General features: G+C 67.5%; 21 protein-coding genes and 2 tRNA genes. 8 read left to right on the top strand and 15 right to left on the bottom strand.

Features of this window, described 5'->3' with window-relative positions:
* Positions 1 to 50 precede the first annotated feature (50 nt).
* Both pknB and OHA64_RS24125 read left to right on the top strand, forming a co-directional pair.
* Complete coding sequence (pknB, locus tag OHA64_RS24130) at positions 51 to 2,048, top strand: Stk1 family PASTA domain-containing Ser/Thr kinase (protein ID WP_405616374.1); 1,998 nt, start codon at positions 51 to 53, stop codon at positions 2,046 to 2,048.
* Between the two features lie 239 nt (positions 2,049 to 2,287).
* Positions 2,288 to 3,310, top strand: a complete 1,023-nt coding sequence (locus OHA64_RS24125) for a restriction endonuclease (RefSeq protein ID WP_405616372.1) — start codon at positions 2,288 to 2,290, stop codon at positions 3,308 to 3,310.
* A gap of 95 nt (positions 3,311 to 3,405) precedes the next feature.
* Here OHA64_RS24125 and OHA64_RS24120 read toward each other — a convergent pair whose 3' ends face one another.
* The 6 genes from OHA64_RS24120 to OHA64_RS24095 are packed head-to-tail and all read right to left on the bottom strand — an operon-like array spanning position 3,406 to position 7,706.
* On the bottom strand, positions 3,406 to 4,164 hold the full coding sequence (locus OHA64_RS24120) for a class E sortase (RefSeq protein WP_405616370.1): 759 nt from the start codon (positions 4,162 to 4,164) through the stop codon (positions 3,406 to 3,408).
* 6 nt (positions 4,165 to 4,170) lie between these two features.
* Positions 4,171 to 5,313, bottom strand: a complete 1,143-nt coding sequence (locus OHA64_RS24115; RefSeq protein WP_405616368.1) for a class E sortase — start codon at positions 5,311 to 5,313, stop codon at positions 4,171 to 4,173.
* Complete coding sequence (locus OHA64_RS24110) at positions 5,310 to 5,948, bottom strand: aminodeoxychorismate/anthranilate synthase component II (RefSeq protein WP_405616366.1); 639 nt, start codon at positions 5,946 to 5,948, stop codon at positions 5,310 to 5,312. The genes OHA64_RS24115 and OHA64_RS24110 overlap by 4 nt, the downstream gene beginning before the upstream one ends.
* A complete protein-coding gene (locus OHA64_RS24105; RefSeq protein WP_405624447.1) occupies positions 5,945 to 6,142 on the bottom strand; it encodes a hypothetical protein in 198 nt (65 codons plus the stop codon). The genes OHA64_RS24110 and OHA64_RS24105 overlap by 4 nt, the downstream gene beginning before the upstream one ends.
* Before the next feature lie 16 nt (positions 6,143 to 6,158).
* On the bottom strand, positions 6,159 to 6,905 hold the full coding sequence (locus OHA64_RS24100; RefSeq protein ID WP_405616364.1) for a class E sortase: 747 nt from the start codon (positions 6,903 to 6,905) through the stop codon (positions 6,159 to 6,161).
* Positions 6,906 to 6,926: 21 nt separating this feature from the next.
* Complete coding sequence (locus tag OHA64_RS24095; RefSeq protein ID WP_405616362.1) at positions 6,927 to 7,706, bottom strand: DUF881 domain-containing protein; 780 nt, start codon at positions 7,704 to 7,706, stop codon at positions 6,927 to 6,929.
* 141 nt (positions 7,707 to 7,847) lie between these two features.
* On the opposite strand from OHA64_RS24095, the gene crgA reads away from it, so the two are divergent.
* Positions 7,848 to 8,102: a cell division protein CrgA gene (gene crgA / locus OHA64_RS24090; protein ID WP_405616360.1), complete on the top strand. Its 255-nt coding sequence runs from the start codon at positions 7,848 to 7,850 to the stop codon at positions 8,100 to 8,102.
* Between the two features lie 279 nt (positions 8,103 to 8,381).
* Here crgA and OHA64_RS24085 read toward each other — a convergent pair whose 3' ends face one another.
* Positions 8,382 to 9,269 carry a rhomboid family intramembrane serine protease gene (locus OHA64_RS24085; RefSeq protein ID WP_405616358.1) on the bottom strand — a complete coding sequence of 296 codons (888 nt, stop codon included), beginning with the start codon at positions 9,267 to 9,269 and terminating at the stop codon, positions 8,382 to 8,384.
* A 124-nt stretch (positions 9,270 to 9,393) separates the two neighbouring features.
* Positions 9,394 to 9,927, bottom strand: coding sequence for a peptidylprolyl isomerase (locus OHA64_RS24080; protein WP_405616356.1), 534 nt, complete (start codon positions 9,925 to 9,927; stop codon positions 9,394 to 9,396).
* Between the two features lie 362 nt (positions 9,928 to 10,289).
* Here OHA64_RS24080 and OHA64_RS24075 point away from each other — a divergent pair, with 362 nt between their 5' ends.
* A complete protein-coding gene (locus tag OHA64_RS24075; protein WP_405616354.1) occupies positions 10,290 to 11,003 on the top strand; it encodes a DUF5324 family protein in 714 nt (237 codons plus the stop codon).
* A gap of 187 nt (positions 11,004 to 11,190) precedes the next feature.
* On the opposite strand, the gene OHA64_RS24070 is transcribed toward OHA64_RS24075, so the two are convergent.
* Positions 11,191 to 11,263, bottom strand: a tRNA-Ala gene (locus OHA64_RS24070).
* A gap of 179 nt (positions 11,264 to 11,442) precedes the next feature.
* On the opposite strand from OHA64_RS24070, the gene OHA64_RS24065 reads away from it, so the two are divergent.
* On the top strand, positions 11,443 to 11,991 hold the full coding sequence (locus OHA64_RS24065) for a helix-turn-helix domain-containing protein (protein WP_405616352.1): 549 nt from the start codon (positions 11,443 to 11,445) through the stop codon (positions 11,989 to 11,991).
* A gap of 195 nt (positions 11,992 to 12,186) precedes the next feature.
* Positions 12,187 to 13,767, top strand: a complete 1,581-nt coding sequence (locus OHA64_RS24060) for a protein kinase domain-containing protein (protein ID WP_405616350.1) — start codon at positions 12,187 to 12,189, stop codon at positions 13,765 to 13,767.
* Between the two features lie 139 nt (positions 13,768 to 13,906).
* On the opposite strand, the gene OHA64_RS24055 is transcribed toward OHA64_RS24060, so the two are convergent.
* Together OHA64_RS24055 and OHA64_RS24050 are read right to left on the bottom strand one after the other, a co-directional pair.
* Positions 13,907 to 15,229, bottom strand: a complete 1,323-nt coding sequence (locus tag OHA64_RS24055; RefSeq protein WP_405616348.1) for a hypothetical protein — start codon at positions 15,227 to 15,229, stop codon at positions 13,907 to 13,909.
* 271 nt (positions 15,230 to 15,500) lie between these two features.
* On the bottom strand, positions 15,501 to 15,629 hold the full coding sequence (locus tag OHA64_RS24050) for a DLW-39 family protein (protein ID WP_003999697.1): 129 nt from the start codon (positions 15,627 to 15,629) through the stop codon (positions 15,501 to 15,503).
* A gap of 338 nt (positions 15,630 to 15,967) precedes the next feature.
* On the opposite strand from OHA64_RS24050, the gene OHA64_RS24045 reads away from it, so the two are divergent.
* Together OHA64_RS24045 and OHA64_RS24040 are read left to right on the top strand one after the other, a co-directional pair.
* Positions 15,968 to 16,360: a DUF6344 domain-containing protein gene (locus OHA64_RS24045; protein WP_405616346.1), complete on the top strand. Its 393-nt coding sequence runs from the start codon at positions 15,968 to 15,970 to the stop codon at positions 16,358 to 16,360.
* A 454-nt stretch (positions 16,361 to 16,814) separates the two neighbouring features.
* Positions 16,815 to 17,147 carry a carboxymuconolactone decarboxylase family protein gene (locus tag OHA64_RS24040; RefSeq protein WP_405616344.1) on the top strand — a complete coding sequence of 111 codons (333 nt, stop codon included), beginning with the start codon at positions 16,815 to 16,817 and terminating at the stop codon, positions 17,145 to 17,147.
* A gap of 65 nt (positions 17,148 to 17,212) precedes the next feature.
* Here OHA64_RS24040 and OHA64_RS24035 read toward each other — a convergent pair.
* The 4 genes from OHA64_RS24035 to gyrB form a co-directional block, all read right to left on the bottom strand.
* Positions 17,213 to 17,289: transfer RNA gene (locus OHA64_RS24035), tRNA-Ile, on the bottom strand.
* 110 nt (positions 17,290 to 17,399) lie between these two features.
* On the bottom strand, positions 17,400 to 18,251 hold the full coding sequence (locus tag OHA64_RS24030; protein ID WP_405616342.1) for a DUF3566 domain-containing protein: 852 nt from the start codon (positions 18,249 to 18,251) through the stop codon (positions 17,400 to 17,402).
* A gap of 18 nt (positions 18,252 to 18,269) precedes the next feature.
* Complete coding sequence (gyrA, locus tag OHA64_RS24025; protein WP_405616340.1) at positions 18,270 to 20,864, bottom strand: DNA gyrase subunit A; 2,595 nt, start codon at positions 20,862 to 20,864, stop codon at positions 18,270 to 18,272.
* A gap of 42 nt (positions 20,865 to 20,906) precedes the next feature.
* The gene (gene gyrB / locus OHA64_RS24020) at positions 20,907 to 22,991 is read right to left on the bottom strand and encodes a DNA topoisomerase (ATP-hydrolyzing) subunit B (protein ID WP_405616338.1); all 2,085 of its coding nucleotides are present in this window, start codon (positions 22,989 to 22,991) and stop codon (positions 20,907 to 20,909) included.
* Between the last annotated feature and the right edge of the window lie 155 nt (positions 22,992 to 23,146).

Here is a 23,146-nt window from a genome sequence, read left to right as displayed (position 1 = left end):
CCGCACGAGCCGTGCGGGTCGGGACCGACGGAGAGGGCTGGTAGGAAGCTATGGAAGAGCCGCGTCGCCTCGGCGGCCGGTACGAGCTGGGCCAGGTGCTCGGTCGTGGTGGCATGGCGGAGGTATACCTCGCCATGGACACGCGCCTCGGCCGCACCGTGGCGGTGAAGACGCTGCGTGCGGACCTCGCACGCGACCCGTCTTTCCAGGCCCGGTTCCGCCGGGAGGCCCAGTCGGCCGCCTCGCTCAACCATCCCGCGATCGTCGCGGTCTACGACACGGGCGAGGACTACATCGACGGGGTCTCGATCCCGTACATCGTCATGGAGTACGTCGACGGCTCCACCCTGCGTGAGCTACTCCACAGCGGCCGCAAGCTGCTGCCGGAGCGCACGCTGGAGATGACCATCGGCATTCTCCAGGCCCTGGAGTACTCACACCGGGCCGGCATCGTCCACCGCGACATCAAACCGGCCAACGTCATGCTGACGCGCAACGGCCAGGTCAAGGTGATGGACTTCGGCATCGCCCGCGCCATGGGCGACTCCGGCATGACGATGACGCAGACATCCGCGGTCATCGGCACCGCCCAGTACCTCTCCCCGGAGCAGGCCAAGGGCGAGCAGGTCGACGCGCGGTCCGACCTCTACTCCACGGGCTGTCTGCTCTACGAGCTCCTGACGGTCCGGCCGCCCTTCGTGGGCGACTCCCCGGTGGCGGTCGCGTACCAGCACGTCCGGGAAGAGCCCCAAGCCCCGTCCGTGTTCGATCCCGAGCTCACGCCCGAGATGGACGCCATCGTCCTGAAGGCGCTGGTCAAGGACCCGAACTATCGCTACCAGTCGGCCGACGAGATGCGCGTCGACATCGAGGCCTGCCTCGACGGCCAGCCGGTCGCGGCCACCGCCGCCATGGGCTCCGTGGGCTACGGCGGGTACCCCGACGACCAGCCGACGACCGCCCTGCGCGCCGACGCGGGCGGCGGGGCGACGACCATGCTCCCCCCGATGTCCCCGGACGACGGCGGCTTCGGCTACGACGACCGCCCCGACCGGCGCCGCCAAAACAAGTCGAACACGTCGACGATTCTGCTGGTGGTGGCGGGGGTTCTCGTCCTCGTCGGCGCGATCCTGATCGGGAAGTGGATCTTCGCGAGTGGTGGGGTGGCCAATGACACCGTGACTGTGCCCAACCTCGTCAGCCTGAAGGAAGCCGACGCGAGATCGCAATTGACCAACAGCGACCTGAAGGTCGGGACGGTCACGCAGAAGCCCTGCGAGAACCAGCCCAAGGGTTCGGTCTGCGACCAAGATCCTGACTTCAAGGCCGAGGTCAAGAAGCAGACAGTCGTCAACCTGGTGATCTCCACCGGGGCGCCGAAGGTCGCGGTCCCGAGTGTCCTCGGCAAGACCGTCGACGAGGCGACATCGATCCTCGAGGACGACAAGTACGACTTCGTGGTCAAGACGAAGGAAGAGGTGTCCACGGAGGAGCCGGGCAAGGTCACGGACCAGGACCCGGATCTCGGTGACGAGGTGGAGAAGGGCACCACGGTCACCCTCACCATCGCCAAGGCCGAGGAGAAGGCCACGGTCCCGGACGTCCTGGGCCAGTCCTGTGACGCCGCCAAGGCTCAGATGACCGCGAACAACCTGGTCGGCAACTGCACCGACGTGGAGACCCAGGACCAGAACCAGGTCGGCAAGGTCATCGAGACCACGCCGTCGGCGGGCTCGCAGGCCGACAAGAACTCCACGGTGGAGATGAAGGTCGGCAAGGCAGCCCCGAAGAAGACACAGGTCCCGAGCGTCGTCGGCCAGACGGTCGGGCAGGCCAAACAGACCCTGCAGGCGGCCGGCTTCACCAACGTCCAGTTCGCCGACGGAAGCAACCAGAGCGACACCGCGTTCGTGAGCCAGCAGGATCCGCAGGGCAACTCCGAGATCGACGGCGACCCGGCCGGCACCGCGGTCACGCTGACGACCGTCGGCGGCGACGGAAACGGCAACGGGAACGGCGGCGGATTCTTCGGCGGCGGCACCGGATAGCGGCCCACAGGGAGGACTGACAGCCCTCCCGTACGTCAGAGCCCCGTCACTCGGATCAGAGTGCCGGGGCTCTGACGCGTCCACTACCGGCTCGTACCGCCGGAACACCACACCCACTCGCCGCATAGATGTACGGGCATCGATCGTGTCTTCATATGTCATGACTCGTTGATCGGGTGGGGTGGGGAAGCGACGCTCTGCCCCGGCCATGCGCCACGCCACGAACGGAAGGGCAGAACGTGATCAACGAATCGGCACTGCTGGAATCCAAAAGCCTGCGCGGCAGCGTGCTGGAGCGCACAGACGTACTCGACAGGGTCAAAGCGCTGTCGCTGCTGCCGGACGGGATGCATGTGACTACGGCGATGGTGGCGGCGTACTTCAGCGTGACGATGGAGGCCATCCGAGCCCTCGTACACGACCACCGACCGGAGTTGGAATCGAACGGGTATCGGGTTCTGGCAGGCAAAGAACTGAGTGACTTCAAGCAACTCAGTGGAATCCAGTCGCGCACACGCTCGCTGGCGCTCTTCTCACGCCGCGCCGTCCTCAACATCGCCATGCTGCTCCGAGACAGCGGAGTCGCACGTCAGGTGCGTGTGTATCTGCTCGACATGGAGTACCTGGCGCGCACACAGCCTGTGGAAAACTCCGTCGCCGCAGACACCACCTCCCTCGACGAACGCATCGATCAACAACTCACCCACATCCTCGGCAAGACCGTCGTCCCCATGTTCAACGCCCTGATCGAAGCGTCAGGCGAACACCGCCGCGAACTCATCGAGCTCCGCCAGGACATCGAGAACGTCGAACGCAAGCTGTGCTGGCACCACAGCCGCCTCCGGACTCTGGAAGGAGAAGCCCCGACAGACGCCGTGAGGGCACAGCTCAAGGCCATGACCTGGCAAGCGTTCGAGCGCCATGTGGCCGACCTGCTGCAGCGTGACGGCTGTACGGACGTCGTCGTACGACAGGCCCGCACCGACAGGGGCATCGACATCACGGGACACACAGCCGATGGCCGGACCCTCGCCGTGCAGTGCAAGAACCGCGCCGGTCGTTGGTCCGTCCCCAGTGCCGACATGCAGAAGTTCGCCGGCGCGGCACGAGCCGTGGGTCGTGCGGACGTCGCCCTGTTCGTCACCACCTGCAACTTCAGCAGCGAAGCCCAGGCGATCGCCGATCTGAGCGGAGTCATCACTGTGAACCGCGACGAGTTGGAGGCCTGGAGCGCCGGCATGCGGCTCAAGGCACTGCGCTGAGTATCTGGTCACAAGAAAGGCCCGAAGCCGCAAGATCTAGTTGCGGCTTCGGGCCTTCGCCATGCTAGGCGACTGAGCTCCCGCAAGGAGCTCAGTCAGCCCAGTTCCTTCGGCGGCGTCCGCTCGCTGTCCACCCTGTCCACCCGCTCCAACTCGCCCCACACCACATACCGGTACCGGGACGTGAACACCGGCGTGCACGTCGTCAGGGTGATGTAGTGGCCCGCCTTCTTCTTGCCGGACTCCTTGGGGATCTTCGACAGGACCTTGACGTTGTACTTCGAGGTCTCGGGAAGGACCGCGAAGACCTTGTAGACGTACCACTTGGTCTTCGTCTCGAAGACGATCGGGTCGCCCTTCTTCAGCTTGTCGATGTTGTGGAACTTCGCGCCGTGGCCGTCGCGGTGGGCGGCGAGCGAGAAGTTGCCGTTCTTGCCGGTGGTCGGGAGCGCTGACTTGACCGGGTCGGTGTAGTAGCCGGCGACACCGTCGTTCAGGACCTTCGCAGAGGTGCCCTTCTCGACCAGGACCTCGCCGTTCTTCATCGCGGGCACGTGCAGGAAGCCGATGCCCTCCTTGGTGTTCAGCGCACCGGGCCCGGTGTCCTTCTGGGCCGCCCAGTAGTCACGGACCTTGTCGCCCTGGCGGTCCGCCTTGCGGTCGGCGACGACGTTGGTCCACCACAGGGAGTAGACGACGAACAGGCCGAGGACCAGTCCGGCCGTGATCAGGAGCTCGCCGAAGACACTGACCGCCATGGCGATACGGCCGGGGCGTCGACGTGCCTCGGGCGGCGCGGACGCTCCGGTGTGTTCTTCGTGCTCGGTGTCGTCGGTGGTCGCTGCCACGTTCATCTGCCCTCACTGGACGAGCGCATCCGGCTTGCCCTTGCTGCGCGGCCGTTCCTCGACCATCTTGCCCCAGACGATCAACCGGTACTTACTGGTGAACTCCGGCGTGCACGTGGTGAGCGTGATGTACCGGCCGGGCCCGGTGAAACCGGAACCGTTGGGGACGGGGTCGATGACGCTGGTGTTGCTCGGGGACGTCACCGGCAGGATCGACGCCATCTTGTAGACGTAGTACTTGTCCTGCGTCTCCACGACGATCGGATCGCCGGCCGTGAGCCGGTTGATGTACCGGAACGGCTCGCCGTGTGTGTTGCGGTGACCCGCGAGCGCGAAGTTTCCGGTCTTCGCGTCGGGCATCGCCGTCTTCAGCGCGCCCTCGCCGTAGTGGCCGACCATGCCCCGGTCGAGCACCTTCTTGTTGCTGACGCCCTCGGCGATCGGCACGACGACGTCGAGCTTGGGGATGTGCAGGATGGCGAAGCCCTGCCCCGGTGCGAAGGTGCCCGGGTTGCGCTTGCCACTCGCCCAACCGTCCTGGAGGCTGCTCGTCTCCTTGTCGGCCTGCGCGTGCGCCCGGACGTTCGTCCACCACAGCTGGTAGCTGACGAACAGCAGCATCAGCACACCGGTGGTGATGAACACCTCGCCGATCGCCCTGCTGGCGACGACACCGGGACTGGCCTTGCGCGCCCGCGCCTGCTTGCGCGCCTCCACCCGGGAGAGCGGCCTGCTCCCCACCGATGCCGACTCCGACGCCGACTCCGGCTCCAGCTCCGGCGATGAGGCGCCATGACGCCCGTGACGGCGCTTGGCGGCCTTTCTGCGGGCCGCACGACCGCCCGGGGCGGTTCCGGTGGCAGGAGATGCGGATGAGACGCCAGAGGCGGATATGGACTCGCCGCCGACCGGGCGCGTCGGCGGCTCGGGTATCCGCAGAGCCACCGTCTCGTCGTCGAGCGGCGGCACATACGGACCCGGGTCGGCGACAGGGTCGTAAGGCGCCTGGTCGACGGGCGGCTCGTAAGGCGCAGGGTCGGCGACAGGCTCGTAGGCCGCCGCCTCCTCGACCGGGGCCTCGTACGGCACCGAGCCGTAGGACTCGTACGGCGTGCCGCCGTACGAGTCCTCGCGCTCGGGGCGCAGCGCGGTCACGCCGTGGCCCTGCCCACCACCGGGGCGAGCCCCACCGACCTCGCCACCGCACCCTGGTCGCCGCACTCCACCAGCCAGTTGGCCAGCATCTGGTGGCCGTGCTCCGTCAACACCGACTCGGGGTGGAACTGCACGCCCTCGACGGCCAGTTCCCGGTGGCGCAGGCCCATGATGATGCCGTCGTGCGTGCGAGCGGTGATCTCAAGCTCCGCAGGGACGGTCGCGGGCTCGGCGGCGAGGGAGTGGTAGCGGGTCGCCGTGAAGGGCGTGGGCAGGCCGGCGAAGACGCCTCGGCCCTCATGTTCGACCAGCGAGGTCTTGCCGTGCAGCAGCTCCGGGGCGCGGTCCACCACACCGCCGTAAGCCACCTGCATCGACTGCATGCCGAGGCAGACGCCGAAGACGGGGACGCCGGTGGTGGCGCAGTGCCGCACCATCTCGACGCAGACGCCGGCCTCCTCAGGAGTGCCGGGGCCCGGCGACAGCAGAACACCGTCGAAGCCGTCCTGGGCGTGCGCCGTCGACACCTCGTCGTTGCGCAGCACCTCGCACTCGGCGCCGAGCTGGTACAGGTACTGGACCAGGTTGAAGACGAAACTGTCGTAGTTGTCGACGACGAGAATCCGCGCAGTCACTGGTTGTCCACCGTCACATCGTTGAAGGGAAGCAGCGGTTCCGCCCACGGAAAGACGTACTGGAACAGGACGTAGACCACGACCACGACCAGCACGAGTGAGATCAACGCCCTCACCCATGCGTTCCCCGGCAGATGCCGCCAGATCCAGCCGTACATGCCGTCCCTTCCGTCGCGCCACGGCACCAGACTCACGCCGTACCGCACCAGACTAACGGCGTAGAGCCTGAGGTTTCCCGGCCTCCACAGGCTGTGTGGAGTCCAGATGCGCCCAGACGATCAGCCGATGGCTGTGCCCCCACTCCGGATCACACGTGGTCAGTGTGAGGTAGCGGCCCAAACGCGTATACCCCGACTTACGTGGCACAGGGTCGATCACCTCGATGTCCGAGGGCACGGTTTTGTAAGGCCCTTTGTCGATCCGATACGTGAACCAGGTCGAACCGTCCGTCAGCACCACCGCGTCCCCGTGGCGCAGCTCGGGGAAGTCCTTGAAGGGGTCGCCGTACGTACGCCGATGGCCGGCGACCGCGAAGTTGCCCTTCTGCCCCAGCCGCGCCGTGTTCGCGTAGTGACCGAGTCCCTTCTTCAGGGTGCTGGTGGCGGTGTTCTCCAGGACCGGCTTGTTCCACGTGAAACCAAGCCGCGGGATGTACATGATCGCGAAGGGCTTCCCGCCCTTGTACGACGTCGGCGCCGCCGGGGGCTCGGCAGCGCCGGACCCATCGGGCGCGCCGGGGGTGGCCGTCGTGGGGTCCGGGGTGGCCGTGTCAGGCGGGGTCGTCGATATGGGGCGCACACTGCCCCGCGCCCACTGCTCCTGCAGCTCGTCGATCTGGTCGTCCATGACATGGTCGGCCTTCACGCCGGTCCAGAACAGCACATAGCCGACGAACAGCACGATCAGTGCACCCAGGGTGATACAGAGCTCGCTGAAAGTCCTGACGATCACCCGCACCGACACAGAGCCCCCCGGCGGCTACTCCACAGGCTTCGCGTACTGCAGATCCACTGTGCCCGAGTAGCCGGGCAGAGTCACCCGCCCGTCCTCCTCGACTTTCCATCCGAGCCCGTACACGTTGACGTACACCATGTAGTTCTGGATCGCCGCTGACGCCGTGAGCGCCCTCTGCAGCTTCTCCGGGTCACCGACCGCCGTGATCTTGTACGGCGGCGAATAGACGCGACCCTGGAGGATCAGGGTGTTGCCCACACAGCGCACCGCGCTGGTGGAGATCAGCCGTTGGTCCATGACCTTGATGCCCTGAGCGCCGCCCTGCCACAAGGCGTTGACCACCGCCTGGAGGTCCTGCTGGTGGATGACCAGGTAGTCGGGCTGCGGCTCGGGATAGCCGGGAAGCTTGGCGGTGGCGTCCGGCGGGGCGTCGTTGAGGGTGACCGAGATCGCCTTGCCCGTGACTTTCTGCGTGCCCGCGTTCTTCTCCAGGGCGGACAGCCTGTCGTCCTCGGCCTTGGTGCTGCCGTCGTCCCGCTCGGCGAGGGACTCGATGTCGTTACGCAGGGCCGCGTTCGACTCGTCGAGCTCGCCGTTCTTGCCGCTGCGCTCATGGATGAGGTCCGACAGCTTCAGCAAGGACGTGTCCGTCCGGATATTGGTGCCCTTGGCCGTGTTGAAACTGGTGAAGAAGATGAGCCCCGCGAGAGCGAAGACGCCCGCCGTGAGCACTCTCACCGGCCGGAAACCTCGTCGGCGGTCAGGACTGGATCCCGTCCCGGGGAAGTCGGCAGAATTGCTCAACGTACCCTTATCTCCTTCGGCACCGCGGAAGCACTACGCTAACGGACGCCCGGGGGAGCACCCAGTGTCCCCTTGTACGCTGCCTCGGAGCCAGCCCCGTACCCTGCGCGGCCACGCAGCGCATCGACAGGAGAGACCCTCGTGCCGAAGTCACGTATCCGCAAGAAGGCCGACTACACGCCGCCGCCGGCGAAGCAGGCGACCGCCATCAAGCTGACCAACCGGGCCTGGGTGGCGCCGGTGATGCTGGCCATGTTCCTCATCGGCCTGGCCTGGATCGTCGTCTTCTACGTGACCGACGGGTCGCTGCCCGTCGACCAGCTGGGCAACTGGAACATCGTGGTGGGCTTCGGGTTCATCGCCGCGGGATTCGGCGTCTCGACGCAGTGGAAGTAGCGGCCACGGGCAGGTGAACGTACCTCTGCCCAGGGCTATCCACTGAGTTATCCACAGCCCCTGTCCACACGGTGGGGAAAAGAAAAGACGATCTGTGGATAACTCCTCGGGTGTTGACGCCGGTGTGACTGACTGACTGGCAATCGAAAGCCCGTTCAAACATGCCTGACCTGCGGAAAAGCAGGTACGCCACAGCAGGCACACGCGTTCCCGCACGGTATGCACAAGATCCGCCACTGACTGTGGACAACCGGCCGCTCACCTGCCCGGACTGTCGGCTCAGGTGAGCTGGGCCGACCTCAGCACGGTCATGATCACGATCACGGCCAGGACCAGGGCGCAGGTGCCGTACTGGACCAGAGCCCGGCGTTCTCGCGGGGTGTTGATCATGGCGTAGCCCGTGATGACGCCGGCGACGAGGCCACCGATGTGGGCCTGCCAGGAGATGTTGAAGCCAGGGTTGAAGGTGAAGATCAGGTTGATCACCAGCAGGGCGATAATCGGCCGCATGTCGTAGTTGCGCCGCCGCACGAGGACGGCGGTGGCGCCGAAGAGGCCGAAGATGGCACCGGAGGCACCGAGCGTGGCCGTGCTGGGGGACGCGAGCAGATAGGCGAGGGCACTGCCCGCGAGGCCCGAGATGAAGTAGACCGCGAGATAGCGGGCCCTGCCGAGTGCCGCTTCCAGCGGACCACCGAGCCACCACAGGCTGAGCATGTTGAACCCGATGTGCCAGTACTCCTGGTGCGTGAACATCGAGGTCACCAGTCGGTACCACTCGCCGTCGGCGACACCCATGGTCGGGGCGAACGGCGCTGGGGGCCACGCGCCGACGAGCACCAGGTCGTTCAGCAGCGACGGAGATACCTGGACGGCGATGAACACCGCGAGGTTGATGCCGACCAGAATCTTGGTGAACAGGCGGGGGTCGGCGGCGATCGTGCCACCAGCCAGGGTGCGGGGCTGGGTTGCCGTCGGAGGTTGCCCTGTGCCGGAGCCGTTGCGGACGCAGTCGGGACACTGGAAGCCGACGGAGGCGCTGACCATGCACTCCGGGCAGATCGGACGCTCACAGCGAGTGCAGCGGATACCGGTCTCACGGTTCGGGTGCCGGTAGCAGCCGGGCACGCTCTGCGCGCCCTGCGAACTACTTGCCGCCTGGTCCATGACATCCCCTAAGTCGTCGTACGCACATGCACCCGCCCCGCCCATCCTTACGGATGAGCGGGGCGATTGGTTCCCTTCGCGCAGGCCGGGGAGGTAGGCGGCCTGGGCGCGGGTTCCCGTGGTCTCAGCCCTCGCGGGTCTCGACGACGACCGACTCGATGACGACATCCTGGACCGGGCGGTCGTTCGGACGCGTCGTCGCAACGGCGGCGATGGCGTCCACGACCTTCTGGCCGGCCGGGTCGGTGATCTCGCCGAAGATGGTGTGCTTGCGGTTCAACCAGGCCGTCGGGGAGACGGTGATGAAGAACTGCGAGCCGTTGGTGCCCGGGCCGGCGTTGGCCATGGCCAGCAGGTAGGGCTTGTTGAAGGAGAGGTCCGGGTGGAACTCGTCCTCGAACTCGTAACCCGGGCCGCCGATGCCGGTACCCAGCGGGTCGCCGCCCTGGATCATGAAGCCGCTGATGACGCGGTGGAAGATCGTGCCGTCGTAGAGCTTCTTGGTGGACTTCTCTCCGGTGGCCGGGTGAGTCCACTCGCGCTCGCCCTGGGCGAGCTCGACGAAGTTCCGGACCGTCTTCGGGGCGTGGTTCGGCAGAAGCCGGACCTCGATGTCGCCGTGGTTCGTCTTCAGGGTGGCGTAGAGCTGCTCGGCCACGATCTGCCTTCCGTTGTCTTCCTGTGCCCACCGATCCTTGCATGGTTCGCGTCGTGCGTCGCCTGGCACCCGCCCGTGCGTCCGGCTTCTGCGGTTTCGCTTACAGAAATCCGGTCGAGTGGCTCCGGGCCGGGGGCGCAGGGCGGCGATCCGTGGCATTGTCGACGACAAGCTCGTGTTGCCCTGTATTCATCCGCTATTACACGTGATCGACTCTTGAGGAGTTCTTGATCGGAGATGGCCAGGTGTCAGGGGTCATGACCCGGATGCCCGCCCTCACATGACCAGGATCGTCCGAACATGCATGATCCGTAAAAGGGTGGAAAGTCGAAATACCGTACGCCACCGAGGAGGAGGATCCCGTGACCCGCATCGACAGCGTGCGCGCCGCGACCGGCTCGGCGAAGGACAGCGTGCTGCACGCCGCGGAAGTGGTGGCGCCCTACGCCGACACGGCCAAGGACAGGACCGCGCACTACGCACACGAGGCACGCGTACGGCTCGCGCCTAAGGTGACGCAGGCCGCCGAACAGGCACGCGTCCAATACGGCGCCCATCTCGCGCCACGTCTGGACCAGGCCCGCTCGCAGGCTCTCGCCCATGTCCCGCCGAAGGTCGACCAGGCCGCCCACGAGGCTGCCGCACGTACCCGCAAGGCCGCCAAGCAGGCCGCCGACTACTCCCGGCCGAGGATCGGGCAGGCGGTGGCCGCGGCCGGGCCCGTTCGGGACGAGGCGGCCGCGCGCAGCACCGCGGCGCTGGCCGCCCTGCGCGGCCAGGTCTCGCCCAAGCAGATTCAGAAGCTGGTTCGCAAGCAGGAGCGGCGTGCGCGGGCAGGTCGGCTCGCCAAGGCGCTGGCTGTTGCGGGTCTCGTCGCGGGCGGCGCCTTCGCCGCCTGGAAGTGGTGGGACAAGCAGGCCAACCCCGACTGGTTGGTCGAGCCACCCGCCGCGACGGATGTCCCCGAAGCGAACCGGCTGACCTCGGTGGACGGTAGCGGGCAGTCCGTGCTCGACCCCGAGGTGCAGGCCAAGCAGGCCGAGGAGGAGGCCGCACGCCGCGACGAAGGGCAGTGACGATTCACTGAGGCCCGTGCCGTGGGGCAGGAGACCGTGTCGTCTCCTGCCCCACGGCTCTGTTGTGGTGGGCGGACGGTTTCACGTGAAACACGCGCCGCCCGACGGCCGACCCATCCCCACATCAGGCACCCTGCACAAAAGACCCCTCCAACCGCGTTCGCGCAGGTTGGAGGGGTTCTGTAAGTGGAGCCTAGGGGAGTCGAACCCCTGACATCTGCCATGCAAAGACAGCGCTCTACCAACTGAGCTAAGGCCCCAAAGATGAACAACCACCGGAACAACCACGTACCGGTGGGTGCCGCAGACCAGAGTACCGGGTCACCCCCGTGATTCCGCAAAAGGATTGGGGTCCCGGTGAACAAACACTCTCCGTAAGATGCTCCGCGTGGTTCGCTACCGCGAAGCACGGTTTTTGGGGAAGCGATGGGGAGACGCAATGGACGCCGCACAGCAGGAAGCGACCGCGAGAGCGCGGGAACTGCAGCGGAACTGGTACGGGGAGCCGCTGGGGGCGCTCTTCCGTAAGCTCATCGACGATCTTGGCCTCAACCAGGCTCGTCTCGCGGGGGTACTGGGACTGTCAGCGCCGATGCTGTCTCAGCTGATGAGCGGTCAGCGGGCGAAGATCGGCAACCCCGCTGTGGTCCAGCGGGTGCAGCTGCTGCAGGACCTGGCGGGGCAGGTCGCGGACGGCAGCGTCAGCGCGGCCGAGGCGACCGACCGCATGGAAGAGATCAAGAAGTCGCAGGGGGGCTCGGTGCTCAACAACACCACACAGACGACGAGCAGTTCGGGGGCGCCCACGGTCAAGCGGGTCGTCCGCGAGATCCAGTCGCTGCTGCGCTCGGTCGCCGCCGCCGGAGACATCATCGAGGCGGCTGACACCCTCGCCTCGACCCACCCGGAACTGGCAGAGTTCCTCCGGGTGTACGGCGCCGGCCGCACCTCCGACGCCGTCACTCACTACCAGTCCCACCAGAGCTGAGCCAACGGCCCGGTCACCGAAGGGGGTTCGGCGGCCGGGCCGACGGCCGAGGAGGAACGGGGGGTCGTGCCCTCGACGGGGAGACACGTGGGGGCGTGTCTTCACCGATGACGGCACGGAGGGGTCGTATCGCTCATCGCGGGGGAAGCAAGGGGAGGTAAGGGGGAACCGAAGGGGGAGGGGCGACGCACGGCCATGGGTGAGGTCTTCGCCGGACGATACGAACTGGTCGATCCGATCGGACGCGGAGGGGTCGGCGCGGTCTGGCGCGCCTGGGACCACCGCCGACGACGTTATGTGGCCGCCAAGGTTCTCCAACAGCGGGACGCACACGCCCTGTTGCGCTTCGTCCGTGAACAGGCGCTCAGGATCGACCACCCCCATGTGCTCGCGCCCGCCAGCTGGGCGGCTGACGACGACAAGGTCCTGTTCACCATGGATCTGGTCGCCGGCGGCTCCCTGGTCCACCTCGTCGGTGACTACGGCCCGCTGCCCTCCTCCCTCGTCTGCACCCTGCTCGACCAGCTTCTTGCCGGACTTGCCGCGGTGCACGCGGAAGGCGTGGTCCACCGCGACATCAAGCCCGCGAACATCCTGCTCGAAGCCACCGGCACGAGTCGCCCCCGGCTGCGCCTGTCCGACTTCGGCATCGCGATGCGCCTGGGCGAACCCCGCCTGACGGAGACCAACCTCGTGGTGGGAACGCCCGGTTACATCGCACCCGAGCAGATGCTGGGCTCGGACCCGGACTTCCCCGCGGACCTGTTCGCGGTCGGGCTGGTCGCGCTGTATCTCCTGGAGGGCGCCAAGCCGGACGCCAAAGCCCTCGTCGAGTACTTCGCGGCCCATGGCACCCCGAGCGCGCCCAAAGGCATTCCTGAACCGCTCTGGCAGGTCGTCGCCTCGATGCTGCAACCGGATCCGCAGGCCCGCTTTCGCACGGCCACCGGGGCCCGCAAGGCGCTCGCGTCGGCTGCGGAGCTCCTGCCGGAACCAGGCCCCGACGACGAACAGATCGAGATCTTCGATCAACTCGGCCCTCTGCCCCCGGGGTTCGTCCCTGAGGGCCCCCTCAAACGGGCACCGGGCGTGGACACGGGGAGCACAGGCTCGAGGACCGCCCACCCCGGCGCCATCACAGGCAACGCTGAAGGCCCAGCCCCCAGCACCGGTTCGTCGCCCGACTCGGGCGTCGTGTCTCCTGGCCCTCGGCAGGGCGGCCCACTTCCGGGCCGGGACGGTGCGGTGCCCCGGCCCATGCCCGCTCCCGCCGGGCCCACCACCGCCTCGGGGGCCCCCGCTCAGCCGATCACCATGTCGGACACCGGCAGCTTCCACCTGCCCCCGCCTCAACCCACCACGACCTCCTCCCGAAGGACCGGCCCTCCAACTCCACAGCCGCGTCCCGCGCCCCCTCAGTCCCACAACCACGCCCATCCACAGGCACAGGCGCACCAGGACCCCCCGGATCCGTCCGCCAACCTCTCCCCCCACGACCCCACACACCTGCTCTCCTCCCCCCGACGGCCTGCTCCCCAATACCCCGCCCACTCCCCAACAACGGTTCTGCACCAGCGCGTTGACGCCTCTACTGCTTCATACACCGCTCAGGCCCAACAGGTTCCACCTGCTGCGCGGGAAGCCGCGCACACCACGCAGCCGCGTCATCGAGCCGCCCGCCGTCGCTCCGGCCCACCGGCCCAGGTGGCGATCCCGCTCCTGCTGCTCGCACTGGCCTGCTACGCCGTAGGTTTCTGGGCCCTCACCCGCATCTGACCTTCGTGTCCCCTGCCCCCCCCCCTGCCCCCCGTGCCCCCGTGCCCCCCGTGCCCCCCGTGCCCCCCGTGCCCCCTGGGAGGCTCCGGCCGTACGAGATCCCAGCCCTACGAGATTCGCAGCCCCGCAAGACCCAGCCCTACGAGGATCCGGCCCTGCGCCGCCCCATCGCCGTCCACACCCCGAGCCCCATCAGCAGCGCGGTCCCCGTGCCGATCCCGCCCGCCGCGAGCAGCCTCATCGCGGTGTCATCGTCCGTCGAGGTCCGGCCCGCGGCGGCCGCCTTCTCCCGACCTCGTGACGTGACGTCGAAGAGGCCCTGCGGATCGGGCTGACCCGCGTATCCGGGGCCGGCCGTCGAGGTGCCCGTGACCCGCACGCGCAGGGTCAGGTCGAAGGGCCCCTCGCCGAATCTGTCGGCCACCTGCTCCGAGAGGTGCACGGCGAGGTAGTACGAGCCCGCGAAGCGCATCCCGCTCACCCGGTCGGAGACGTCGTTCCGGTTGGGGTACTCGACCGGTGGCAACGGTTCGAGCTCCGCCGCGCGCTGGCTGCCGTCGTAGACCACGCTCGCGTCGTCCACGAAGCCGCGCACGGGGTTGTAGAGGGACACGACCAGCGCCCTGGCCACGAGGCCGTTGTCGTCACCCGAACTGCCCAGCTCGGCGGTGGTGTAGAGCTGCTGCCCCCAGTCCACGGGCACCGCGTAGAACAACGTCTCCCCGGGCAGGATGTCGTCGCGCCAGACTCCCTGGCCCACGGGCGTCGCCCCGGCGAAGCCCGAGGCGCCCTGCCGCGACGTGGCCTCGTCGGTCACAGGAGCGGGCGGGGCGGAGTTCCAGGCCTCGGGCGCACTCGTCGCACCGGCCTGATTCAGGGCAGGCTCCGACGCCGTGGCGAGTTCCAGTCCCCAGTCGTCCGACGAGGACCCCGGTCGGTGAACCCGCTCGACGAGCAGGTAGTACGCCCCGGCGTCCTGACACCGGGACCTGGCGCGCGAGGTGTCCCGCACGCCCAAGGCGGTCAGGGGGTGGGGCCGACGGTCGGTACCGACGCTGGCGGTGTCGATCGAACAGGAGTGGCTGTCGGCGTCCTGGACGGAGACCTTGATGCCGTCGGTCGCGGAGACCGTCGTACCGGAGCCGGGGACGGCGGTGACCGACGCGTACACGGTCGACGAGGCGTCGAGGTCGAGGCGGTAGTAGACCTTGCCGTCGACGGGGAGGGAGCTCCGGTACGTCGAACCGGGCGCCAGTACGGTGGCGTCACCCGTGTTCGTCGAGCCGGCGACGGACCTGCCGTCGGGGTCGAAGCCGTAGGAGTCCCATGGCCCGGCAGCGTGCGCGGAAAGAGAGGACGCGGAAAGAGAGGACATCGCCGCCGTCAGACACAGCACCGCGCCCACGACGGCAGCCCGCCCGAGGACGACGGTCACTCGCCCGGCCACCGCGTGCAGAGGCACCGGCGGGCGACCGTCCCCGTGCCGCCTCCACCCCGTACGCCGCCCCATGACGCGCCACCCCACTCGTCGTTGCCCGGACCGTTCGACCGTGTGACCGTCGCCCATCCTGCCCCGTCGGACGGCACACCATCCGCGTAATCCGTACGGGCGTCCGAAACACCCGGCGTCGGCGGGTGCGGCGGAGCAACGGGCACAGCACAGGATCCGAGCACGCGCAACACAAAACCCCGACCGCGAAGGCGGCCGGGGTCTGTTCAGAATCGGTCGGTACTCACGAACCCGTGGGCACGGAGTCAGTCGCCTCCGTCCACAGATCCTGCTCGGCGCGATCCGCCTGGATCTGGCGGTACACGAGGAGCCCGCCGATGGCGGCCAGTGCGACCAGGAGAAGCTTCTTCACCGCGCGACCTCGTCTTTCCTTGACGTAGGGGACCTCTGGCGCCCGACTATACACACCGACCGAGACCGATCGGTGACCTACGTGGGGCCCCAACTGCCGTTCAGGACACCGCAGTACAAGTGGACCACGACGCTCCGATCAGAGGGTGATCACACCTGCACAAACGGTGACTAATCGGCGGTTTCTGCCCGTATCGCCTCTTTCTCGCCCTTCTTGCACCCATCCGAGTGGTGTTCATCCGAAGATCGACGCGCCACGGGCGTCAGTCCACCACTTACCCGCCCCCATACACATCATGAGGGAAGTACGCAAATCGCCCAACCCGAAAGTGAGGGGCCATGGCCCAGAACAAGGTCATGAACCTGTGGACCGCCTTCGTCACCGTCCTGCTCGCCCTGTGCACGGCGCTCGGACTCATCACGACGACCGCCGCCGCGGCGGTACCGCAGACCGAGCCGACCCGCAACAGCACGACGGAGCCAGCGACGCCGCCGGCGATGTCTCCCGGGTACTCGCCCTGGTCCTACGCCAAGGATCTGCCCCCCACGATGAAGCAGCGCATCCGCGCCGAGGCGCACGGCAAGACTCCCAGTTGCCGCCACCGGCCGCTCACGGACATCGACGCGGCAATCGCAGCGGCCGACGCCGCCTCGGCGGCCGATCCGGCAGCAGATACGACCTGCGACCCCGCCGCCTTGCCGGACGAACACGCCACGCCCCTCCAGCGCTGACAGCACCGTCCGCGCGGCACCGACGTCCCCCGCGGCCACCCCACAGCGCCTTCCACGCCTTCTCTCGCACGTCCTGACGGAACGGCGATCTTGCGTACACGCCCTTGAGAAGGACCCCGCAGGCCCCCAGCCGGATATGGCTGGGGGCCCGTACCCGTCGAAGGCCCCCGACCGTGTTCGGTTGAGGGTCTTCGCGCCGGCGGGGCCAACAGGACTGTCCCTGCGGCCTCGTTCAGCGCTGACCGCCGCTCTACGGGCCTGTGGTGTCAGGCGCTGGTGTCAGACGCCGAGCCCGAGCTTGGCATCGTGCACCTGCTGGGTAGTCGGCTCCCCGCGCGCCTTGCCGGTAACGCTTCTACGGTTGAAAGAGACCGTGGGGCTCGCGGACACCCGTTCTGTCCGCCTCCGCCGCCCCCATTTCGGCGCGTTCAGCGTCTCAAGGAGGCCATTCGGCATGTCCACAGCTTCCGACACCCCTGTCCTTGACACCCTCGCCGCCATGACCGTCGACTCTCTTGAGCGGTGCGGTCTGGCCCCGGACACACTCATCCTCACTCGCATCGCCGCGCTGGCGGCTTCGGACGCGCCCCCGATCTCCTACGTCGCCCACATCGGCCCCGCCCTCAGGGCCAATCTGACCGCCGCCCAGGTGCAGGACGTATTGGTCGCCGTCGCCCCCATCGTGGGCACGGCTCGCGTGATGACGGCGGCGGGCAACATCGCCGAGGCGCTCGGCATCGCCATCGCGGTCACCGACGCCGAGATCGAGGCCGAGACCCAGGGCTGAGAAGGGCGTGGTGTCCTGCTGGTAGCAAAAGAGCACCACCTCACGTGAGGTGGTGCTCTTTTCGCTGGTGGGGCTAACAGGATTTGAACCTGTGGCCTCATCCTTATCAGGGATGCGCTCTAACCAACTGAGCTATAGCCCCGCCGCGCTCTGCGGTGTGTCCCGCGCGCTGACCCCTGAAGATTAGCGCACGACGTGGGCAGTCCCAAAATCGGTTCTCGGGGGACGGTCACCGAAGGTTTGGGGGCGTGGTCACTCGTCCTCGGCCAGCGTCAGCTCGACGCCGCCGACGAAGCCGGCGGAGAGGTTGTAGATGAACGCGCCGAGCGTCGCGAGTGCCGTCGCGAGGACGACGTCGATGACCGCGATGATCGCCGCGAACAGCAGGACGTTGGGCAGCGACAGGAAGGACTGCAGGTCGAAGCCGTTCGACTCGTTCGAGCCTGTGGCCTCCGAGATCGTGCCGCCCACCGTCGAGAACACGCCCATGGCGTCCATGACCATCCACAACACCGCGGCGGCCACGATCGTGCAGATGCCCAGCGCGATGGAGAGCAGGAAGCTGACCTTCATCACGGACCACGGGTCGGCCTTGGCCACGCGCAGACGTGCCTTGCGGGTACGGGGCGTGGTGCGCGCGCCGGTGCGCGGGCGTCGTACCCCGGCGGCCTGCGCCTGCGTCGGGTAGGCCTGCGGTGGGTGGTAGGGCTCGGCGGGCTGCTGCGGCTGCCGTTCCCCCGGCAGCGGAGAGGCCGCGGCGGGTGGCGTGGGCTGAGCCTGGGCGCCCGGAGCGGCCGGGGCCTGGCTCGCGGCGGCGGTGTGCCGCTGGGCCTGCTGACCTCGGGTGTCCGTCACAGTTCCCCCCTGGGATCCATGCGTGTCGGGCGAGCGCGACTCGGTCGAGGGAGACTTGATCGCCTGCAGGTTGGTCGTATGCGGGTCGGTCGCGCGTGCGTCCGCTGTGCGGGTGTCCGCCGCGCGCGCATCCCCCGTGCGCGATTCTGTCGAGTTCGCGGCGGAGCCACGGCCGCCGCCGTCCGTCTCCGAACCGGTGGAAGGACCGGTCGAGGTTCCGGAGGACCCGGCGCCCGTGGCTCCGCTCACGATGACTCTCTCCTCGTGCTACTCGGTCGAGGGCACCTCGCCCTCGTCCGTGCCTGTGGTCGCGGCATCTTCGGCGGTCTCGTCGACGACGATGTCGCCGTCGACCTCCTCCGCCTCGCGTCCCGCCTCGGCGTTACGTGCGATGCCGACTACGGCATCGCGCTTGCCCAGGTTGATCAGTTGGACGCCCATGGTGTCACGGCCCGTCTCCCTGACTCCGCTGACTCGCGTACGAATCACACCGCCGGACAGCGTGATGGCGAGGATCTCGTCGGCCTCCTCGACCACCAGCGCACCGACGAGCGATCCACGGTCCTCGACGATCTTGGCGGCCTTGATGCCGAGGCCGCCGCGACCCTGGACGCGGTACTCGTCGACGTTGGTCCGCTTCGCGTACCCGCCGTCCGTAGCAGTGAACACGAACGTACCGGGTCGAACAACATTCATCGAGAGCAGTTGATCGCCCTCGCGGAAACTCATGCCCTTGACACCCGAGGTGGCACGGCCCATGGGGCGAAGCGCTTCGTCCGTTGCCGTGAAGCGGATCGACTGTGCCTTCTTGCTGATCAGCAGCAGATCGTCCTCGGCGGAGACCAGTTCGGCTCCGATCAGTTCGTCGTCCGAACCGTCCTCCGTCTCACGGAGGTTGATCGCGATGACGCCACCCGCGCGCGGCGAATCGTAATCTTTCAGAGGCGTCTTCTTCACCAGACCGCCCTTGGTGGCCAGCACCAGGTACGGCGCCACCTCGTAGGTGCGGATGGCGAGGATCTCGGCGATCGCCTCGTCCGGCTGGAACGCCAGCAGGTTGGCGACATGCTGTCCACGCGCGTCACGCCCGGCGTCCGGCAGTTCGTACGCCTTGGCCCGGTACACCCGGCCCTTGTTGGTGAAGAACAGCAGCCAGTGGTGCGTGGTCGACACGAAGAAGTGGTCGACGATGTCGTCTTCCTTGAGCTTCGCGCCTCGTACGCCCTTGCCGCCGCGCTTCTGGGCCCGGTAGTCGTCCGTCTTGGTGCGCTTGACGTAGCCGCCGCGCGTGACGGTGACGACGATGTCCTCCTCGGCGATCAGGTCCTCCATGGACATGTCGCCGTCATAGGGCATCAGCATGGTCTTGCGGTCGTCGCCGTACTTCTCGACGATCGCGGCGAGTTCCTCGCTGACGATGCCGCGCTGGCGGACCGGGGAGGCGAGGATCTGGTTGTACTCGTTGATCTTCGCCTGGAGTTCGTCGTGCTCCTGGACGATCTTCTGGCGCTCCAGTGCGGCCAGTCGACGCAGCTGCATCTCCAGGATCGCGTTGGCCTGGATCTCGTCGATCTCCAGCAGGCCCATCAGGCCCGTGCGCGCGATGTCGACGGTGTCGCTGCGCCGGATCAGCGCGATGACGTCGTCGATGGCGTCCAGGGCCTTCAGCAGACCGCGCAGGATGTGCGCCCGCTCCTCGGCCTTGCGCAGCCTGAAGCGCGTACGGCGGACGATGACCTCGATCTGGTGCGTCACCCAGTGGCGGATGAACGCGTCGAGGGACAGCGTGCGGGGAACGCCGTCGACCAGCGCCAGCATGTTGGCACCGAAGTTGGACTGCAGGTCGGTGTGCTTGTACAGGTTGTTCAGCACGACCTTGGCGACCGCGTCCCGCTTCAGCACGATGACGAGACGCTGCCCCGTACGGGAGCTGGTCTCGTCCCGGACGTCCGCGATGCCACCGATCTTGCCGTCCTTCACCAGGTCGGCGATCTTCTGCGCGAGGTTGTCGGGGTTGGTCTGGTACGGCAGTTCCGTGACCACCAGGCACTGGCGGTTCTGGATCTCCTCGACCTCGACGACCGCGCGCATGGTGATCGAGCCGCGGCCGGTGCGGTAGGCCTCCTCGATGCCCTTGCGGCCCACCACCAGGGCGCCGGTCGGGAAGTCGGGGCCCTTGATGCGCTCGATCAGCGCGTCCAGGAGCTCCTCGTGAGAGGCCTCCGGGTTCTCGAGGTACCACTGGGCGCCGGACGCCACCTCGCGCAGGTTGTGCGGCGGGATGTTGGTCGCCATGCCGACCGCGATACCGGCGGAGCCATTGATCAGCAGGTTCGGGAAACGGGCCGGCAGGACCGTCGGCTCCTGGGAACGGCCGTCGTAGTTGTCCGTGAAGTCGACGGTCTCCTCGTCGATGTCACGGACCATCTCCATCGACAGCGGCGCCATCTTGCACTCGGTGTAGCGCATGGCCGCCGCCGGGTCGTTGCCCGGAGAGCCGAAGTTGCCGTTGGAGTCCACCAGCGGCATCCGCATCGACCACGACTGCGCGAGGCGGACCAGCGCGTCGTAGATCGAGGAGTCGCCGTGCGGGTGGTAGTTGCCCATGACGTCGCCGACGACACGGGCGCACTTGTAGAAGCCGCGCTCGGGGCGGTAGCCACCGTCGTACATGGCGTACAGGACGCGACGGTGGACGGGCTTGAGTCCGTCCCGGACGTCGGGCAGCGCACGCGAGACGATGACGGACATCGCGTAGTCGAGGTACGAGCGCTGCATCTCGGTCTCGAGCCCGACGGGCTCGACACGCTGGGCGATAACGCCGCCCTCTTCAGAGGTGACGGGAGTGTTCTCGTCGGCCATTGCTGGTGAAGATCCTTCCTGGTGCGGTCAGCTGAGACCGACTCAGATGTCGAGGAAGCGGACGTCCTTGGCGTTGCGCTGGATGAACTGGCGGCGCGCCTCGACGTCCTCGCCCATGAGGACCGAGAACAGATCGTCGGCCTGGGCGGCGTCGTCGAGGGTGACCTGGCCGAGGACGCGGTGCTCCTGGTCCATGGTCGTGATGCGCAGTTCCTCGGCGTTCATCTCACCGAGACCCTTGAAGCGCTGGATCGAGTCCTCGCGGATGCGCTTGCCGCGCTGGCGGCCCAGCTCGATCAGCGCGTCGCGCTCCCGGTCGGAGTACGCGTACTCGGCGTCCTCCCGGCCCCACTTGATCTTGTAGAGCGGGGGGCGGGAGAGGAACACGTGCCCGGCCTCGACCAGCGGGCGCATGAAGCGGAACAGGAAGGTCAGCAACAGGGTGTTGATGTGCTGGCCGTCGACGTCGGCGTCCGCCATCAGGATGATCTTGTGATAGCGCAGCCTCTCGATGTCGAAGTCCTCGTGGACTCCGGTACCGAAGGCGGAGATCAGCGCCTGGATCTCCTGGTTCTGCAGGATCTTGTCGATCCGCGCCTTCTCCACGTTGAGGATCTTGCCGCGGATCGGGAGGATCGCCTGGTACTGCGGGTTGCGGCCGGACTTGGCCGAGCCGCCGGCGGAGTCACCCTCGACGATGAAGATCTCGCACTTGATGGGGTCGTTCGACTGGCAGTCGGAGAGCTTGCCCGGCAGCGAGGCCGACTCCAGCAGGCCCTTGCGACGGGTGAGGTCACGGGCCTTGCGGGCCGCCACGCGCGCGGTGGCCGCCTGGATGCCCTTGCGGACGATGTCCGCGGCCTCGACCGGGTTTCGGTCCAGCCAGTCGTTGAGGTGCTCGTAGACCGCCTTCTGTACGAAGGTCTTCGCCTCCGTGTTGCCCAGCTTGGTCTTGGTCTGGCCCTCGAACTGCGGCTCGCTGAGCTTCACCGAGATGATCGCGGTGAGACCCTCGCGGATGTCGTCACCCGTGAGGTTGTCGTCCTTCTCACGCAGCAGCTTCTTCTCGCGTGCGTACTTGTTGATCAGGTTGGTGAGCGCCGAGCGGAAGCCCTCTTCGTGCGTACCGCCCTCATGCGTGTGGATGATGTTGGCGAAGGAGTACACGCCCTCGCTGTAACCGCTGTTCCACTGCATGGCGACTTCGAGGGAGAGACTCTTGTCCTTGTCCTCGGCCTCGAGGTCGATCACCGTCGGGTGCACCGCTTCGCCCTTGCGGGAGTTGAGGTACTTCACGAAGTCGACGATGCCGCCCTCGTAGTGGTACGTGACGGTCTTGACCTCGTCCTTCTCGTCCGCACCCGCCTCGTCCGCCCCTGCGGTGGCCTTCGCCGAATCGCGCTCGTCAGTGAGTTTGATCGTCAAACCCTTGTTGAGGAACGCCATCTCCTGGAAACGCCGCGAGAGCGTCTCGAAGGAGTACTCCGTGGTCTCGAAGATGTCCGCGTCGGCCCAGAAGGTGACCGACGTGCCGGTCTTCTCGATGGCCTCGTGCTTGACGAGCGGCGCCGTGGGGACGCCCATCTTGTAGTCCTGCGTCCAGCGGTGGCCGTCGGTCCTGACCTCGACGGCGACCTTCGCGGACAGCGCGTTCACGACGGAGACACCCACGCCGTGCAGACCGCCGGAGACCGCGTAGCCGCCGCCGCCGAACTTGCCGCCCGCGTGCAGCACGGTCAGCACTACCTCGAGGGCGGGTTTGCCCTCGGAGGCCACGATGCCCACCGGGATGCCACGGCCGTTGTCGACGACGCGGACGCCGCCGTCGGCGAGGATCGTGATGTCGATGGTGTCCGCGTGGCCGGCCAGCGCCTCGTCGACCGAGTTGTCGACGACCTCGTACACAAGGTGGTGCAGGCCGCGCTCACCGGTCGAGCCGATGTACATACCGGGTCGCTTGCGGACCGCGTCCAGACCCTCGAGGACGGTGATGGCGCTGGCGTCGTAGGAGGCGGTGACCTCGTGGTTCGAGGTGTTGCCCTCGGCATTGACGCCGGCGTCGGTGGACGGGATGTTCTCGTTGGGGTTGCCGGAATCGGCCACGAAGCGCCCTTTCTGGCACAGCACGAGCCAGGCTCGTCGGCGGGTTGCCGGAGCGGCTGCGGCATGTTGCGTTGGTAAGCCTTGATCAGCGTTGCTCAGCTTGTCCCGAACGGTCCCCACGTTTGGGGCGGGATTGGCTTCCAGTCTACCGGTAGCGCCGACAGTGATGGGGGTTTGCC

Origin of the sequence: Streptomyces sp. NBC_00076 (genome assembly GCF_045041235.1) — a bacterium.
Lineage (GTDB): Bacteria > Actinomycetota > Actinomycetes > Streptomycetales > Streptomycetaceae > Streptomyces.
Note: the sequence above shows the minus strand (reverse complement) of the source record. Positions and strands in the feature narration are given on the sequence as shown.